General features: G+C 60.2%; 12 protein-coding genes. 6 read left to right on the top strand and 6 right to left on the bottom strand.

Annotation, left to right across the window (positions count from 1 at the left end; translation table 11 throughout):
• Positions 1-25: 25 nt before the first annotated feature.
• Positions 26-1,222, top strand: coding sequence for a hypothetical protein (locus QEH54_RS04945; protein ID WP_309017527.1), 1,197 nt, complete (start codon positions 26-28; stop codon positions 1,220-1,222).
• 8 nt (positions 1,223-1,230) lie between these two features.
• Here the strand turns inward: QEH54_RS04945 and QEH54_RS04940 are convergent, their stop codons facing one another.
• The 3 genes from QEH54_RS04940 to QEH54_RS04930 all read right to left on the bottom strand — a co-directional run bounded on the left by QEH54_RS04940 (position 1,231) and on the right by QEH54_RS04930 (position 5,456).
• Positions 1,231-3,846 (bottom strand): glycosyl hydrolase, encoded by a 2,616-nt coding sequence (locus tag QEH54_RS04940; RefSeq protein WP_309017526.1) that lies wholly within the window; start codon positions 3,844-3,846, stop codon positions 1,231-1,233.
• Positions 3,847-3,947: 101 nt separating this feature from the next.
• Complete coding sequence (locus QEH54_RS04935) at positions 3,948-4,199, bottom strand: YecH family metal-binding protein (RefSeq protein WP_309017525.1); 252 nt, start codon at positions 4,197-4,199, stop codon at positions 3,948-3,950.
• A gap of 39 nt (positions 4,200-4,238) precedes the next feature.
• Positions 4,239-5,456, bottom strand: coding sequence for an NnrS family protein (locus tag QEH54_RS04930; RefSeq protein ID WP_309017524.1), 1,218 nt, complete (start codon positions 5,454-5,456; stop codon positions 4,239-4,241).
• Between the two features lie 196 nt (positions 5,457-5,652).
• Between QEH54_RS04930 and QEH54_RS04925 the strand changes: the two genes are divergently transcribed.
• The 4 genes from QEH54_RS04925 to QEH54_RS04910 all read left to right on the top strand — a co-directional run bounded on the left by QEH54_RS04925 (position 5,653) and on the right by QEH54_RS04910 (position 9,830).
• The gene (locus QEH54_RS04925) at positions 5,653-7,092 is read left to right on the top strand and encodes a nicotinate phosphoribosyltransferase (RefSeq protein ID WP_309017523.1); all 1,440 of its coding nucleotides are present in this window, start codon (positions 5,653-5,655) and stop codon (positions 7,090-7,092) included.
• A gap of 10 nt (positions 7,093-7,102) precedes the next feature.
• Positions 7,103-8,188 (top strand): hypothetical protein, encoded by a 1,086-nt coding sequence (locus tag QEH54_RS04920; protein WP_309017522.1) that lies wholly within the window; start codon positions 7,103-7,105, stop codon positions 8,186-8,188.
• Between the two features lie 6 nt (positions 8,189-8,194).
• Positions 8,195-8,884 carry an NUDIX domain-containing protein gene (locus QEH54_RS04915; protein ID WP_309017521.1) on the top strand — a complete coding sequence of 230 codons (690 nt, stop codon included), beginning with the start codon at positions 8,195-8,197 and terminating at the stop codon, positions 8,882-8,884.
• Between the two features lie 64 nt (positions 8,885-8,948).
• Positions 8,949-9,830 carry a BadF/BadG/BcrA/BcrD ATPase family protein gene (locus QEH54_RS04910; RefSeq protein ID WP_309017520.1) on the top strand — a complete coding sequence of 294 codons (882 nt, stop codon included), beginning with the start codon at positions 8,949-8,951 and terminating at the stop codon, positions 9,828-9,830.
• Between the two features lie 23 nt (positions 9,831-9,853).
• Here the strand turns inward: QEH54_RS04910 and elbB are convergent, their stop codons facing one another.
• On the bottom strand, positions 9,854-10,510 hold the full coding sequence (gene elbB / locus QEH54_RS04905) for an isoprenoid biosynthesis glyoxalase ElbB (protein ID WP_309017519.1): 657 nt from the start codon (positions 10,508-10,510) through the stop codon (positions 9,854-9,856).
• Positions 10,511-10,631: 121 nt separating this feature from the next.
• Here elbB and QEH54_RS04900 point away from each other — a divergent pair, with 121 nt between their 5' ends.
• Positions 10,632-13,838: a DEAD/DEAH box helicase gene (locus QEH54_RS04900; RefSeq protein ID WP_309017518.1), complete on the top strand. Its 3,207-nt coding sequence runs from the start codon at positions 10,632-10,634 to the stop codon at positions 13,836-13,838.
• 248 nt (positions 13,839-14,086) lie between these two features.
• On the opposite strand, the gene QEH54_RS04895 is transcribed toward QEH54_RS04900, so the two are convergent.
• Positions 14,087-14,383 (bottom strand): hypothetical protein, encoded by a 297-nt coding sequence (locus QEH54_RS04895; RefSeq protein WP_309017517.1) that lies wholly within the window; start codon positions 14,381-14,383, stop codon positions 14,087-14,089.
• Positions 14,384-14,684: 301 nt separating this feature from the next.
• The gene (locus QEH54_RS04890) at positions 14,685-17,516 is read right to left on the bottom strand and encodes an insulinase family protein (RefSeq protein ID WP_309017516.1); all 2,832 of its coding nucleotides are present in this window, start codon (positions 17,514-17,516) and stop codon (positions 14,685-14,687) included.
• Positions 17,517-17,611 lie beyond the last annotated feature (95 nt).

Raw genomic sequence — 17,611 nt, 5'->3', positions numbered from 1 at the left:
CCCAAGCGTGAACCACCACACCTCTATGCGAAGCCCAGCCCGATCCCTCCTGGCGCTCCTGCTCTGCTTCAGCAGCTGCCACTGGACGCAAGCTCAATTCGCGGATTTCTTCGATGACGGAAACGTGGAGGATTGGCAGACCTTGACCGGCGACGGTTGGGCTGAGATGCAGTTTCTCCCCCAAGACGACTTCGCTCGCCTGGAGGTCGACGCCAGCAACGATCGCTACAATGTCTGGTGGGCCATCATCAAGCGCGACGTTTCCAAATCCATCGATATGGAAAAGCTGGCCCTGCCTGGCAATGAACTCAGGATCGAGGCTCGCATCCGCCTGAGCGAAGCGCCGAGACGGGTGAACATCATGATCAATACGCAACGCACCGTCGACTTCCACCAGCAACTGGCGGAATACGACATCTCGGAATCGGGCGAATGGCGAACCATCAGCTACACCACGAAAAACTTCGACGCCGTACCAGGCGATCAGATCTTCGTGCAGCTTGGCGTCACCGACTGGGGCATCGGCCGCTATCATGTCGATGTCGACTACTACAAGGCCGATATCGTAAATGTGGATACAGCAGACCCCGAGCTCGGGGAGCCTTTGATCTACCACCCCCCCGTTCCGGATCTCGATAGCTTCGAGCAGCGCCAAGCCGTCTCGCACGACGCCCTCGTCAACCTGACCTTTCCGGAAGTCTGCTTCCATGAATGGGGCATCGGCGACGAAAAGGTTCTCACCATCAGCGATCGACAGCATGCCATCCTGCGCTGGGATCTCTCCAAACTAAGAGAAACTGGTTCCACCGCCGTTGGGCCCGGCATTCTGGAAATCACCACCCACTCCGTCGCGACAGGCGGGCAGTACGTGGAGGCGTTCGGCGAAGACCTCGGCATCGAATTCGAGAAAATTCGCGTTTTCGAATTGCTGGGCGGAAAGCCGGATTGGGATCAGCGACACGTATCGCTGAATTCCCTACAGAATGGCTCCCCGCTTACCTCCATCGTAAATAGCCAAATGACCTTCGATGTGGAGCTGACAGCCGAAAACGGCGGAAAAACATACATCACGTTGCCACGACCGGTCATGCAGCGCCTTCTCGACGGCACCACGCGCGGGCTGCTGATCAAACCGCTCGGCGCCATCGATGCCTCGATTTACGATTCCGAAGACGCTCGCGAAAACGTCGCCCCCACACTGCACTTCACCACCAAGAGCTAGCGCGGCCGTCACTCGACTGAATACGCTCGCAAGACAACCGGACCCATCAATCCAGAGGGCTCGACCGCCCAGCGCGACGCGTCAAATGGACGATAGTTTATATCGACGAAATTGATTTCACGCATAATCTTCCAGTCGACTCCCCGTTGATCCATATCTCGGATACGGTTGGCGGCCGTGTTCGTCACCTCGACTGAGAGCGTATTCACTCCTTGCTTGAGGTAATCGCTCACCCGCAAGCGACTAGGCAAACTCCAAACAGTTCCAGCGTAGTCTCCATTTAGATACACTCTGGCGCTGTCTCGCACGTCCCCTAGATCGAGCACCCACTCCGCGTCGCCAGGTAGCGTATCCAGCTCGAAGATTCTGGAGTATCGGCCAGTCCCAGCGAATCTCCGGGTTTCGGAATCCTCAAGCTCCGTCCAAGACCCCAACCGCGTTCCTTCGACTGAATCCGGGAGCGACGGTCCTCCTCGAACGAAACGTAGATCCCATTTCCCATCCAGCGGCAGGACCTCAGTCTCCTCTCCCAGGTACCGCCACGGAGCCGCCTCCCCCTTCGAGGCGCTTCGCTCGATAAGAAGAAACGATCCTCCGGAAGGCACCTGCAAGCGAACTTCCATAAGCCCAGAGGCCGACTGGCGCAGCCTTGCGGCGCCGCTTGCACCCGTCAGGGGATCCATCAAAAGCAAGCCCTGCGGCTCCCTGCCCAACGGGGCCCAGCCATCGAAGCCGCGCGCTCCCAAGTTGGCCACGAAATAGGCCACACCGTCCTGCCGCAGTCTGCGAATGCACTGCAAGCCGCTCTCCACCATGGGCTCGCGAATGGCCGTCGTTCGAGGCAGGGTCTGCAACACCTCCCCGATAATTACCTGTCCTTCACCGATCGAGATTCGCCGCGATTCAGCTGTCGTCCCCTCGCTAAACGCGTTTTCCATTGGTCCGATCAAGGATCGAAACCTCTCCCGGCGCTGCTCCAAGCTACCCCATCCCGGCACGTCCTTCGGCAGCTCCGTCAACACGATGGTGGCGCCTTGCTCAGCGAGCTCCAAGACGGCTCGCAAGGTGGCTAGCGGCATCACCGTGACCGGCGGAACAACCAAGGTCGCGTACCGCCCCCCGGGCGAAACGATATCCCGCCCTTCCACGCTCAGCATTTCGATCTGACGATCGGACAGGTAGTCGAATGCGTATCCACTTTCCTGTAGCGTTTTCGCCACCTCGCCATATTGGTGGTCTACGACAAAACCGACATCGTGCACCGTGAGCTGTTTCGCCAAGCCACCAGCTGCATCCTGCCAGATTTCGCTCGCGGGCCAGTAGAGCAGCACGTCGTTTCCATGGACTCCGCTTTGCAGTATCTCCTGCGTTCGCCGCACGTATCCATTGAGCGCAGACAAGTCGTCCCACCAGGGATTGGCTGGATTGAACTGAGTCGACGCGTAGAAAAGCCAGCCAGGCCACCGAGCCTCTTGCGGCGAGTAGACCAGACCATGATAAAACACGTGATTGATTCCATCGAGGAAGATGCGGTCGATCTCCGGTTTGACATAGCCAAGGGTGGTCTTCCAGTGATCGCGCAGCCAGGTCGCAGTTTCCGATGAGACCAATCGCTTGCCCATGACATGAGCGGCCGAGGACGCCATGCGCGTCACCAAAGGCTCCGGCAGATCCAAACCATGGCGAATCGCATCCGGGTCTCGGCGCAAGCCCTCAATGGGGAACGGAGTGGAACCGAAGATCTCCGTTTCCGGAATATCCGCGATGGCGTACAAGTCCAGCAGATTGGCAGGGGCCCCGTGCGATTGGTTCCGAACGAGCCAGCCGCGATCGTTCGCCCACGTTTTCCAAGCGAGCAAGTAATCCTGGTGCAGCCGATCCAGCGTCGCACGGTAGTCATGCTTCAGACGGGCCAACCGCTCCGAGCTCTCCCCGTTCGCCTTCTCGCTCAGCAGCTCCTCGATGTATCCACCAATCGGATATCCATGCATCTCGCGAAACGCCTCCTGAAAACCTTCCGTCCAGTTCGCGCCGTAGTACTCGAAGGAATCATGAAACTGCGATCTCAACAACTGATCCGGAAACGAGTGAAGCGCGGCGTCGAATCGCTGCAGGTAGCGCAGGATGGCACTTTCCGAATACGGGTCGATCACCAGCCCCTCCCCTCCAGGAGCGGCCCGCTTCACCTCTTGCCCGGTCTTCGCTACGACCCAATCCCCCTGCTCCCAACGCAACTGCTCCGCGGCCATGGCGGCGTCCACCTCCGGCCCCCCAAACGGCCAGCCTGTGCCGGTAGTCATATCCAAGCCAAGCCCCAGTCGCTTCGCCTCCCTCCCTGCGTGCTCGAGGAGTTCTACCCAGCGTGGAGACAGGAACGCCACATAGTCGTCCTCCCAGCCTTTGGCCCCATAGATCGGGGTCACCTCCACGCCACCAAATCCCGCTCTGGCCACCGCTTCGAGCTGGTGCGTCAAGCCCTGCTCGCTCACCGCGCTGCCCGGCCACCACCAGCGAATCCACGGCCGGGTGGTATCGGCGACGGACCGGTCAGCCGCGGGGCAGGGAATCGGCCCAAAATGAGAGATGACGGAAAAAAGGAATAAGAAGGTCGGTAGAGCGCGCATAGGGTCGAGAAAACCTCCTACCCTATGCGCTCATCGATGATTTTCCACTCTCCTCGCGCTCCACACGTCAAACGAGCCCTCCGACCGTTTTCAGACCGCGACTAATGGTCGCAACGACTGCCTGGCAAGAACTGGAATCCCGACGGGTCTCCGGTAAACTTACCCTTCATCCAAAGATGATCCACGATTTCGTAGGCATCCATGCCGGAGCCGGAACAGGTATGGAAACGGGCCTGGGCCCCGAAGCGTTCCAAGATCTTCGCCGACAGCGATTCATTGGTGTAGCTCTCGCCGCTCGCTAACATCATTTCCAGTATTTCATGCGCGTGCACGTCCACGTTTTGTGTATTCATGTTTCTTGTACAATTAGTTCTAAGGTTTCAGTTCGAGAGTCATTCTTCATCCGGCTTAAGCGCCCTGGGCAAAACGAAAACCGCCCATGCGACCATGCCAGCGATCCATAAAAACGCCGCCAAGCTGTAGGAATGGATCCGCCAATCGGGGAAAAAGGTCAATGCCACGCGTATCGCCATCGCCAATACGATGAGCGAGGCTGACCATTTCAAGTAGCCAAGCGGCTTGCGGCCTCGCTCGATGAGACCGCTATGGCCAAACATCACCCAGTTCGCCACCACGATGGTGATCAAGTTGAACCCACCGATGAAAAGCACATGCAGCCAGCTGACGCGCTCCCCTGGGGCGGCAGCAGCAAGGGCCACTCCCGCGACTAGACAAAGGGCTCCTAACTGAGCAACCCGTCCCAAGGTCCCGACCGAAGAGCTCGGAAAACGAAGCGGCACCTGCCAAACGATATAGACGCAAACCAAAGCCGCCCGCGTCCATCCAGCTGGGGAAGATGGAGCGATCGCCTCCCAAATATAGCTGCCGAGAACGCCCATGCCGAACAATCCCGCTACGGCGGCTCTACGCGTCCAATCCCTATTCGGGTATCGCATCTCTGGATACGAGCTCTGCGCATTTGGCAAACCGCCAAGGCGAGGATAGAAAAACGGGGCAATGCCTAAAATAGGGAGCAGCAGAAACGCTTGAGAGAAGAGCAGTTTTCCAAGGTTCCACGCGATCAGAGGATCCGGCAGGACCGAAATCCCAGCGCCGATCGTCAACGCGATGAAAGCACCAGCGAATCCGCTGAGCATGCCCAGGATCACCATCACGAAACCCGGGGGCGGCAGGTCGCGCCGCGCCCTAAACCGACGAGCTGCCGCCACGCCGCCCCAAACGAAAAGGGCGCAGCCAAACCCGTCCGCCAAAACGATGCGGTTCAGCAGGGAGCTTCCCACCATCGCCGCCCACAATCCCCAGAACCCCGCCAGCTCCCACGCAGCCAACGCCCGAACCCCAAGCAACCGAGGTCCCGCGGTTCCCAAAAAGCCGATGACCATCGCTCCGAAAAAACCGCCAATCATCAGTCGGCTGTGAGCCGCGCCAGGGGGGAACTCCAGCCAGCCGTAGATGGACAAGGGCCACAGCGAAACGCCCGCCAACGCGGCCAGCACGCCGCAGGGAAACATCAGCCGATACGGCTCCGAAAGCAGGTTCACCGAAGCGTGCCTTCTCTGGTATGTGGTGGGATGCGTGAGCGTTGTCATAAGGAAAAGCGAATCGCGACCCGCATTCGCTCCGAACCGTTCGCCAGCGAAGCGCGTCGTGATCGCTCGGCATAGTACATCGCTCCAGCTCAAGCGCCTTGATCTAGCTCAATTCCCGAGCTGATTCCGCGAGATCGCAGCGTTTCTGGCAAAACCGGCTTGACTTCGTGTGCTTTTCACACAATCACTTTGTGTCATGAAAACACTTTCTAACGATCGCCCCGCCCTGCCCTACAATGCGATTCTCGACACCGACAGCTACAAGCTCAGCCACTGGAACCAGTACCCGCCGGGCTTGCGGAGCATGATGAGCTATTTCGAGTCCCGCGGCGGAGAGCTGAGCGACTGCACCTTGTTCGGTCTGCAGTACCTGCTTCGGGAACGCATCGCCACGCGCATCACGCAGCAGATGGTGGACGAGGCCGCCGCATTCGCCCAAGCCCATGGCGAGCCGTTCAACCGCCTCGGCTGGCAGCGGGTGGTCGACAAGCACCACGGCTGCCTGCCGGTGCGCATTCGAGCGATCGAGGAAGGAACCATCGTTCCCACTGGCCACGCCCTGATGACCATCGAAAGCACCGACCCGCAGCTGCCTTGGCTAGTCAACTACATCGAAACTCAGCTGGTGCGCCTGTGGTATCCGAGCACCATCGCCATGACCAGCCGCGAAAGCCGGCGCATCATCATGGCGTTTCTGGAAAAAACCGCCGACGATCCGCAAGCGGAGATTCCTTTCAAGCTGCACGACTTCGGAGCGCGCGGGGTGGCGACTCTCGAGCAGAGCCGACTGGGCGGCGCCGCTCACCTGCTGAGCTTCATGGGCAGCGACACCATCGAGGGGATCCGCTTCGCGAAGGCCTACTACGACTGCGACATGGCAGGCTTCAGCATTCCGGCCGCGGAGCACAGCACCATGACCATGTGGGGGAAGGAACGGGAGTTCGAGGCCTACGAAAACATCGTGCGGGCCTACCTCTACAATCCCGACCATCCCGAAGGCGCCCCCAAGATGGCGGCCTGCGTGTCGGACAGCTACGACATCTACAACGCCATCGAAAACGGCTGGTGCGGCGATCGCCTGCATCGGCTGGTTCGCGAGAGCGGCGGCACGCTAGTGGTGCGCCCAGATTCCGGACACCCGCCCGAAGTCGTGGTAAAATGCCTGCAGATCTTCGAGAAAAAGATCGGCATGCAAACCAATCGCAAAGGCTACAAGGTCCTGCCACCCTACTATCGACTGATCCAGGGCGACGGTATCGATCGCGCCATGACGAGAACCATCCTGCAGGAAATGGAAGCGGCTGGATTCAGCGCTAGCAATATCGCTTTCGGCAGCGGTGGCGGACTCCTGCAGAAGGTCGATCGCGACACCCAAAAATGGGCGTTCAAGTGTTGCTCCGCCGAAATAGACGGACTCGGCCAAGTGGAGGTACGCAAGGATCCGGTCACCGATCACGGCAAACGGAGCAAAGGCGGTCGACTCGATCTCATAGCGGAAAACGGACGCTTCCAGACCATTGCCCTTGAAGGCGACGCTCTCGCGCACCCAAATAGCGCCATGAACACCGTTTTCGAAAACGGAGAAATCCTTCGCCGCACCACCTTCGAACAGTGCCGCGAACGCATGGCTAGCTAGGAAAACGCCCATGACGCTACACCCAACATTGCTCGAACGCGGAGCGCTGCTGCACCTCGCCGTCGCCGGAGCGGGGCTCGAGCTCTTGCAGCGGCTCTGGAGACAGCCGGGCAGCAGCGCCTACCTCGCCGGAGCGTCCCTGCTGCAGGCGAGACACCAGATGGAGCGCTTTATCGGATTCGAACCGGACCATGGCTACTGCAGCCAGGAAACCGCCCTCGACATGGCCATGGCCGCCTTTCTGCAGGCCTGCAAAGACCTCGCCAAAGAAGACACGCCAGACAAGCGTCCCCTCGGCATCGCCCTGACCGCCGCCGTCGCCAGCAATCGGATACCAAGAGGCGACCAGCGAGCCCACCTCGCTATCGTTTCGCCGCAAGGCGTCCTTTCCCACACCCTGCCGCTGGAAAAAAGCGAGGGCGTCGACGCCCGCCTCTCTCACGACCGCCAGATCGCGGACTTCGCACTCGAGAAACTCGAATCCGCGATACAAGTTGAGACGTATCCAGAAAACCGATGCGCCTTCGAGCGACTGCGAGCCCATCCGGTTTTCAAACCCGACGGCTCGCGCCAAGCCACCCGCATGGAAAAGGCCGCCTACTTCCCCGCCAATTTCAACCCCATGCACGACGGCCATCGTCTCGCCTACTGCGAGGCGGAAAAGCGCATCGGCCGACCGGTGCAGCTCATGATCGAAGCCCACCCCCCCAACAAGCCGGCCATCCCGTTGCCGGAGCTCCTGCGGCGCGTCGCCCTGCTCCAGCTCGAAAGCGAGCGCTTCGCCCGCCCCGTGGAAATCACTTTCGGCGAGCCCAACTACCTCGACAAGGTCCGCGCCCGCCCAGGCAGCCAGTTCGTCGCCGGCGCCGATGCGGTGCAGCGCCTGCTCCAGCCCTGCTGGGGGTATGAAGTGACGGAGATGCTGCGGGAGATGGACGCATGCGGCACGCGCTTCTATGTGCTCGGACGCCACCAGGAGGGAGAGCTCAAGACCGTCGACCACCTCCCGATCCCGGAAGCCTATCAACACCTATTCATCCAAATGGATGGCCATGTGCACATCAGCAGCAGCGAACTGAGAGATCAAATCCGCTAGACGCCCATGTCCTACACCTACGACTACCCTCGCCCCGCCCTCACTGTGGACGCCGTGATCTTCGGCCTCGACGAAGACGAACTGAAAATTCTTCTCATCCAGCGAGCCGGCGAGCCCTTCAAGGGCAGCTGGGCCTTTCCCGGCGGCTTCGTCGAAATGGACGAGACCACCGAGGAGGCGGTCCAACGCGAACTGGAAGAGGAGACCGGCATCAAAGACGTCTTTCTCGAGCAGCTCTACACCTTCAGCGGCGTGCAGCGCGACCCGCGCGAGCGGGTGGTCTCGGTGGCCTACTTCGGTCTGGTCAAACCCAGCGGCTTGCGCATGGCTGCCGCCAGCGACGCCCAGGACGTGCGCTGGTTCGCCATCGACCAGATTCCAGATCTGGCCTTCGATCATCGAGAGATCCTGCAGGTGGCCCTCAAACGGCTGCGCGGGAAGATTCGCTACGAACCGATCGGCTTCGAGCTGCTCCCACCGGAATTCACCATGAGCCAGCTGCTGCGGCTCTACAGCAACGCCCTGGGCAAGCCTGTCGATAAGCGAAACTTCATCCGCAAGATCAAGAAGTTCGGCATCCTCAACGAACTGCCGAAAAAGCGACGCGACGGCGCCCACCGACCCGCCACGCTCTACTCCTTCAACGGCGAGAAGTACCGCCAGCTCAAGCAGGCCGGCATCGACTTCGAGCTTTGAGAACGGGTTGCCAAGCCCGCGCCGGCGCGCATGCTTCGAGACGTCGCTTCCGCGACTCCCAACCATGACACTCTCCCACGCGATTATCGGCGTCGACGGCGGAGGCAGCTCCACCAAAGCGATGGCAATCGACAGCGCAGGCCAGCTGATCGGCGACGGCGTCAGCGGTCCCTCCAACCCGAACAACAGCGACTTCGAATCCGCTGCCCAGGCCATCGATCTGGCAATCTCGCAAGCCCTGGCGGAAAAGGATGTACCCATCGCCTCGATCTGCCTCGGCATCGCGGGCGTCGCCTCGGAGTCGCAGCGCAGCGAGCTTTCGGCAGCCCTCTATCACCGCCGCCCGAAGCTGCTGGACAGCAAGCTCCACCTAACGCACGACCTGGAAATCGCCCACTGCAATCTCTTCCAAGGCGGGGCCGGCATACTGCTCATCGCCGGCACCGGATCCGCCGCCTTCGCCATCGACGCAAGGGGAAACGCTCATCGAGTCAGCGGGCGCGACTACCGATTCGAGGATCCAGGAAGTGGATACGCCATCGGGAAACGCGCCCTGGATGACGGCCTGTTTCCCGATAGCGACATCGATGGTCGATCCAGCGTCGCGGCCCTCGCGCCTAAGGTCATCGAACGAGCCAGCCAAGGGGATCTGAAGGCGCTCAATGTCGTGCGCATCGAAAGCGAGCACCTGATCCGCATGATGGTGCCCTTGCTGCGCGAAATCGATTTCAAGACCAGACCCCTGCCCCTAGGCTTGGCCGGCGGGCTGGTGGAGGCGGACTCGATCTACCGATCGAACGTGCTCTACGAGCTCAAAACCCTTCTTGGAATCGGAGAAGCGCGCTTCCCCAAAACGCCCAGCAGCCACGGGGCCCTTCGCCTGGCATGGCGACTCCTCAACGGCGACGAGCCGTTTCCCGAGCCGGTCGCCGCCGCGAAGCCATAGCTGAAGCGCTCCCAAGCCGACGGTCAACTGAGAGCCAAGGTCGCTTTGACCCAGCTTTCCAGTCCGCTGGCCACGTCGGATATCCGGGCCTCTCCGAACATGTAGGCCGGCGTCGTCACGATTTTCAGCTTCTCGTCCACCACGATCTCCGTCACCGAACGGTCCTGATGGGCCGCGCCCCACTTGCTCAAAGCCTCGGCCGTGCCAGCATCGTCGCCGATGGTGAAAGCCAGCCCCTCGGAGCCGAACGCTCGGGCCGCGATAGCCGGAGCGATGCAGGCGAATCCGATCGGCAACCCCTTCCCATGGGCAGACTTGAGAAACTCCACCAGCTCGGGCAAGGCCTCCAGGTTTTCGGCGTCGAAAGCGAAGTTGCACAGGTTTTTAGCCGCCCCGAAACCGCCGGGAAGCATCACCAGATCGAAGTCCTCCACCTTGGCCTCGGACAGCGGCTTGACCTTTCCGCGAGCGATGCGAGCGGCCTCCACCAAAACGTTTCGGCTCTCCTCCATCTCCTCGCCGGTCAAGTGGTTCACCACATGGGCTTGCTCCACATCGGGGGCGAAGCACTGATAGCTGGCGCCCGCCTTGTCCAAAGCCAGCAGGCTGAGCACCGATTCGTGAATTTCGGCGCCATCGAAAACGCCGCATCCTGACAAGATAACTGCTGCTCGTTTCATAGACTCCCCGTTGTAGCGGAGCGGTGGCCAAGCTCCAGACCTTTCCGCCTCGCTCCCCCTCTCCGCCCGCTATCCACTCGACAAGCCGCCGGGCTTGGTTTCATTGTTTTCCACGCCATTCATGCCTGAAAACGCCGCCAACTCCTGGAAAAACGACCTCGAAAACAGCCTGGGCCGATCCTTCACCGCCAACGAACGCCAGCAGCTCCAAGCCATCAGCGAGCTTTTCGAAGACCTCGAATGGCGCGATTCCCTCTATCCGAAGGACCTCGAAGTCTTCGCCGAGGACATCAAGCTGAAGGTGCCGGATCCGAGCAAGTCGATCTCCGTCAACCTATGGCAAAGCAAGCCGCAAAGCGAGCGCCAGCTGCTGCAGTACATCGGCTTCCTGCTGGAGCAGTACGAGTGCCCCATCCCGGACTTCCTGAGCGGGGCCATCAACACCGCCCCCATCAAGATGGAGCTCCTGAAGCGGGCTCAGGAAAAGGAGACCCGACTCTGGAAGAATCGATTGGGAAATCTCTCCCAACGACGCATCGCCCAGCAGACGCCGCGACTGGAAATACGCCTCAAGCTGCAGGGACGCTCCCTCAAATGGGAAGGGCGCACCGAGACGCAGAGCGAGTTCAGCCAAATCACCGCCAAGGACTTCGGACAATGGCTGTCGAAGGACTACGGCTTTCTGGAGCGCTTCGAGCCGAACAGCATCACCCTCGCCGCCTTGTTCCAGGAATACTTCAAGTCCACCCAGCGCGCTCGCATCGATCTGGAAAAGGACGAGGATTGCGCCTTTCTCAACAAGCTGCTCCACCATCCCGTAGCCAAAAATCAGATACTGAATCGCAATGACGAGCCGCTCGCGATATCCGAAAATTCCCTACGCTGGACAGGCGTGGAAAATGGCGTCGACTCCGATGGCTGCTACCGGATCCGACTGATCCTCGACAACGAGGAGCCTGCCCCGGAGCCGATGGTGTTTCTCCCTGGCGAGAACCCGCTCTACCTGGCGAACGAGACGCTCTACCACGGCCCGCCGCTCCTCAGGCCCGGGGAGAATCCGAGCGGAGCCTTCCGCATCCCCGCCCCCGCCCTGGAGGCGCCGGAAGGTCTGCTCTTTCTGAGAAATCACGGCCTGCCCCTACCGGAAAGCATCGGCGAAGACCTGGTTTGCCTGCCCATGCAAGCCATCTTGGACTGCCGCGTGCGGGCCGACGACAACGAATGGTCGAAAAAGACCTACCTGGACTGCCGCCTCTACTCCGTGTCGCCCGACCAACGGTACTGGTTTCTGCTCGCCGAAGATGGCTGGATCCCAACCGAGCGCCCGGAAACCAAGGATGCGAATCCGACCCCGCCCGAAGGCACGCTTTTCGAACATCCGCCTACCACCTACGTGCAGGACCTGCTCGAACCCTTCAACCTGGCGGAGGAGGAAGACGAAGGGATCTGGAGTCGAGAAGTCGACGCCGGCTTCGCTCGCGAATTCATAGAATGGATACAACGACTCCCCAGCGAGATCCAACTCGTCCCCGACGAGGAGCTGGACACCCTGGTCGACGGTCGCCCCGCAGGACGCTACTCCCTCTCCATCGACAACGAAGCGAACTCCGACTGGTTCAACGTAAAACTCGACCCCGAATTTCTGGATACAGATCTCACCGAAGCGGAACGAAAGCTGGTGATGCGAGCCAACGGCAGCTTCACCTATCTCCCGGGAAAGGGCTGGAAGCGATTCGAATCGGACGTCACCGGAAAGAACAAGGACCTGCTCGATACGCTTGGTATCCAGTTCGATGAGACGCGCTCAGGGCAACACGCATTGCACGCCCTCCAGCTGGCGGACTCCAAGCTCGAAGACACCGCGTTCGACGAGCTTCGCGAGTCCATCCGCAAACGCGCCAAGGAGCTCTCAGCCAAGACGCCGGTCAACATACCCAAGGGCATCCGCTCCGAGCTCCGCCCCTACCAGGTCGAGGGCTTCAAATTCCTCGCCTACCTGGCCCGAAATCGCTTCGGCGGCATCCTGGCCGACGATATGGGTCTGGGCAAGACCCTGCAGACCCTCACCTGGCTGACCTGGCTCAAACTCAATCGCCCCGCGGAGGAGCCGTTTCTCTGCCTAGTGGTCTGCCCGAAATCCGTGATGCACGTCTGGCAAAAGGAGGTGGAGATCCACTCCAGCGAGCTGAGCATCACGCTCTTCGATCCGGAAAAGGCCTTCCCCTCCGCTCTGCAGGTTTCCGGCACCGATATCATGGTGGCAAACTACTCTCAGCTGCGCATCCACAAAGCCTATTTCACCAAGGAAAAATGGACCGTCGCCATCCTGGACGAAGCCCAGTACATCAAGAACCCGCTCTCCCAGACCGCACGCTGCGCCCGCGAACTCAATGCCGAATACCGTATCGCCCTCACGGGTACGCCGGTGGAAAACCGAGCCACCGACCTCTGGTCCATCTTCTCCTACGCCATGCCAGGCCTGCTCGGCAGCAGAGCCGCCTTCGCCAAGCAATACAAGGAAAACGACCCGCAGACGCCGGCCCGCCTCGCCAACCGCGTCAAGCACTTCATGATTCGGCGCAGCAAGAAGCAGGTCGCCACCGACTTGCCCGATCGCATCGAAGAAAGCCTCGTCTGCCAGATGGAAGGCGAGCAGCGCGACCTCTATCTGGCCGAACTCAAGATGGCCCAGCAAAAGGTGCTCGGACTCGACAAGAGCGCCTTCGACAAGGAACGCTTCAACATCCTCTCCTCGCTGCTGCGCATGCGGCAGATCTGCTGTCACCCGGGCCTGATCAGCGAAGAATACGCCAACGTGCGCAGCGCCAAGCTGGAAGCCCTGATCGATCACGTTTCCGAACTGCAGGACGAGGGACACAAGGTGCTCATCTTCTCCCAGTTCGTGGAGATGCTGAAGATCATCGGTCGGGAGCTTGGGCAAACCAATTGCAAATACCTGACCCTGACCGGACAGACCAAGAATCGCGAGGAGCTGGTCGACCAGTTTCAAAACGACGACTCGATCACCGCGTTCCTCCTCTCCCTACGGGCAGCCGGCTCCGGACTCAATCTCACCGCCGCCAGCTACGTCATTCTCTACGACCCATGGTGGAACCCCGCGGTGGAAGCTCAGGCCATCGACCGAACCCACCGTATTGGCCAAAAGAATACAGTGAACGCCTATCGACTCATCGCCAAGGACTCCGTGGAACAGAAAATCCAATCCCTGCAGTTCAAAAAGGAATCGCTAGCCAACGAAATCGTACGCGAGGAATCGCTCACCCAAATCCTCGACCTCGACAATCTGAAATACGTGCTCAGCGAATAGCCCGCGCACCAGGCAAAGACCAGCCCCGCCGCGCTGCGCTGCAACTGATATTTGCAACGTTACGAAAAACAGTTGCCCCCGATTGGTGGCGTCCGCCGTCCCGGCTGGGGCGCGACACCAGGCCCTCGTCAGACTCGACCAGACAAAGCCATGCCCACGGAGCAGGCGGACTGGATGCAAAAAAAAGCGGGTCCTTCGACCCGCCAAACTGATGATTCGATGCTTCGCCTAGGCGCTGAGCCCTGTCTTCAAAAAGCGTTTTCCTCCTCTTCGCACTGGTCGGACAAGAGTTCGCGTATGTAGGCCTTGGCCTCTTCGCGCTCCCGGTAGCTCTTCAAGCTGCTCTTTGGTCCGCGCGTGATCAGCGAGTCCGGAGCCCGTAGCCCGAAGAAGCTCCACAGCGCCAAGGCCAGAAGCCGAGGCAGATAGCAGCACACTTCCGCAAGCTGCTCGCGAACCTGCTCGCGTTCCTGGCCAGACAGGTTGCGCAGGCCGATCCACTCGATCTTTTTCGCCAGATCCTTAGGTGTTGTGGTGTCTATCATCGATTTCTTCTCCGTTACAAACGTGTTTCTCGCATCCGTACTATATCAGGCACCTCGGGCTTTTCCTACCCGAGGGTTCCCTAAGGGTAAGGCTTAGAGAGTCATTATCAGCCACTTACACCTAGCAAGGCCTCAAAAACGGAAAACGCGTCCGCGCCGCCTTTCGATGGTCCTACGCAATCGCGCCCAAGGCCTGAGCTAGCTCCGCAAGGCGGGGCGAGCCTTCGGGCCTCGTCAAAAGACGCAAAAACGCCTTGCGCCTTTTCCGGGCAAGGCGCCCGATCGGTCCGAACTCTCTATCCTACTCCTGATACTCGGGACGCAGGTAGGCGATGAGGAGGTTCTGCATGTCGAAGTAGCGAATGGCCGCTTGGCGAGCCTCTTCCGGATCGAAGGAACGCACGCGCTCCGGAAACTCCAGGATCTCGGAAAACGGCCGACCCTCCCGGTAGACGCCCATCAGGTTGTTCAGCCAGAATCCGTTTTCGCGTAGACCGTTTTCGTGTTCGCGGATGTGCTGCTCGCGCACCTTGCGCACGTTTTCCGGCCGCGGTCCCTGCTCCTGCAGAGCGATGATCTCCAAAAGGCCTAGCCGTACCAGCATCTCGGCGTTGCCGGGGTCGCAGGAAAACGCGAATCCGCTGGAGTAGGACGGCTCCGGCAAACGGCTCAGCGTGCCGAACACGCCCACTCCGTAGACGCCGCTGTTTTCCTCGCGCAGCACTTCGCGCATGCGGATGTTCAGCAACGCGCGAGCGAAAGCGAACGCGTATCGATTTTCTGGCGACCATTCAGCATCACCGTTGAAGAAGACGCGTACGGAGGTCTTTTCCTCCAGGCCTTTGCTGACATCCACCGAAAGTCGCCCCTCCGCTGGCTTGTCCCCATGGAAGCGAGCCTTCTCCGCTTCGCCGCCTTCGCTCGGCAGCGAGGCGATGTAGCGCTTCACGTACTCGCGCATCTGGTCCAAGTCCATCGCTCCAACGAAACAGAAAACGAAATCGCCCGCGTTCTGGAAACGATCCTTGAAGATCTCCAGCGATAGCGGGGCGTCCATTTCCTCGAGACGAGCCAGATCCAGCGGCTGGTGGCGCGGATGGTCTCCGTAGAGCTCCTTTTCGATGGCGTCCTGAAACACCGCGCCTGGCGACTTCTGGCGGTTGGCCACGAGGGACGTCAGCCGCGTGCGCACGGACTCGAAGGCCACGGAAAGATCCTCCTCGTTCGGGTGGGTGATCTGAAGGTAGAGCAGCTTGAAAAACGTTTCCAAATCCGAAGGCGAAGCGGAGCCGCTGAGCGTTTCGGAGTTTTCATTGATGGAAGGGGACAGCCGAATGGTCGTGCCAGCGAGCTTCTTATCGAGCTCGATCGTATTGAATGGGCCGATACCGCTCTCGCCAAGCAGCATGGTGGAGGTGACAGCGGGAACGAATTCGTCATCCATCACCAAGCTGCGTCCACCTTCGCTGTAGGCGGACATCAGGATCTGATCGGCTTGAAAGTCCGTGGCCTTGACCAGTACGCGAGCACCGTTGGATAGCAGCCATTCATAGGTATCCACTTCCTGGTGATACGTTTCCTCAACGATTTCTCCAGGGGTGGGCTCCTCCGAAAGCAGCGGGGCGTCCGAGACTTCGTCGACGTACTCCCCGATGTCAGCCTGCTCGCCCGCTTCGATCGCAGCCAGCAAATCCTCCTCGCTTGGGAGCTCCCGCCCATCACCTTCCGGGGCGGTGAAAAGAATGACTCGGTTGTCTCGTCGCTGAAAGGCCTCGCCCACCACGTTGACCTCGTCGACCTTCAGCCCGTCGAGAAATGCCCGCGTCATGGCCCGTTCCAGAGCGATGCCCGGAATCGGTTCGTCTACCGTGAAGGCTCGCGTGTATTCACTTGCGAATACGGACGACTGAGTGGTGTCGCGTTGATCGTAGTAGCGATCCATCACCCGTATCATGTCCGCCACGGCGCGATCGAGCTCGCTTTGGCTGAAGCCATCTCGAGCGGCGCGAGTCACTTCCGAAACCACCGTTTCGATGCCTTCCTGGATCTTGTCCTCCAGCAGACCGATCGACATGTAGTAGGCCGCCTTCTCCCGCCCAAGCTTAGAGTGACCTACCCCAGCCGACAGGTACGGCGGATCTGCCACGATGCCACGTTCGGCCAGGCGCTGATTGAGCATGGAAAAGTAAATGCGCCGCAGCAGGTGACGTCGGTAGTCGATGGCGGAGGAGTCCGGATCGGGATCGACTTTCAGGTAGATGTTCACGCTGGTAGAGGTGAGCTCCGGGTCGGAGATGATGGAGAAAAGCGTCTGCTCGTGATCCGGCACCTCGTAATTCACCCGCTCGGGGGCGTCCTCGGGATTGCTCAGCTTTGAGAATCGATCGATGATCGTCTGCTCGATTTGCGCTCCATCGAAGTCGCCCACCGCGATGACCGCCATGAGATTCGGCCGGTACCACTTTTCGTAGAAATCGCGAAACCGCTCCGCCGGGGCGTTCTGCACCACGACCATGGAGCCGATGGGCAATCGTTTCGCGTAGCGGGAGTTGTAGTAGATCAATGGATACTGCTGGTCGCGGATACGCTGGCCTGCTCCCTGCCCGGAGCGCCACTCCTCCACGATCACGCCGCGCTCCTGCTCGATCTCGTACGGGTCGAGAGTGAGGTTCGCCGCCCAGTCCTCCAGGATGAGAAAGGCCTTGTCGATGACCTCCGGGTCCTCCCAAGGCACTTCGAGCTGGTAGATGGTCTGATCGAAAGAGGTGCTGGCGTTGAGGTGCTGACCGAAGTTCATGCCGATGCCTTCCAGGAAATTCACCAGCTCCATCTTCTGGAAGTGCTCCGTCCCGTTGAACGCCATGTGCTCCAGGAAGTGGGCGATGCCGCGCTGGTTGTCGTCCTCCTGCAACGATCCGGCATTGATCACCAAGCGCAGCGAAGCTCGGTTCTCCGGCTTGCCGTTTTCCCTCACGTAGTAGCGGAGCCCGTTTTCCAGAGTGCCGGTGCGCACGTTCGGGTCCACCGGCAAGGGGCCTTCGAGGTCGAAATCCTCGGGGAGCTGGGCCACGCCCGCAGGAGCGAAAGCCAGGATTATCAGGGCGATGAGTGGTATTCGTTTCAGAAAAAGCATCTGTAGTGAGGCAAAAGGGAAACTCTTGGGGTAGAAAGCCGATTTAGCAATTCGTTCCTCGCGCTTCTCGACCCAGCCACCGTCCGCTGCTCCGC

It is taken from the genome of Pelagicoccus sp. SDUM812003 (assembly GCF_031127815.1).
Taxonomy (GTDB): domain Bacteria; phylum Verrucomicrobiota; class Verrucomicrobiia; order Opitutales; family Opitutaceae; genus Pelagicoccus.
The sequence above is the reverse complement of the archived record's forward strand: the minus strand, read 5'-3'. Positions and strand labels throughout refer to the sequence as shown.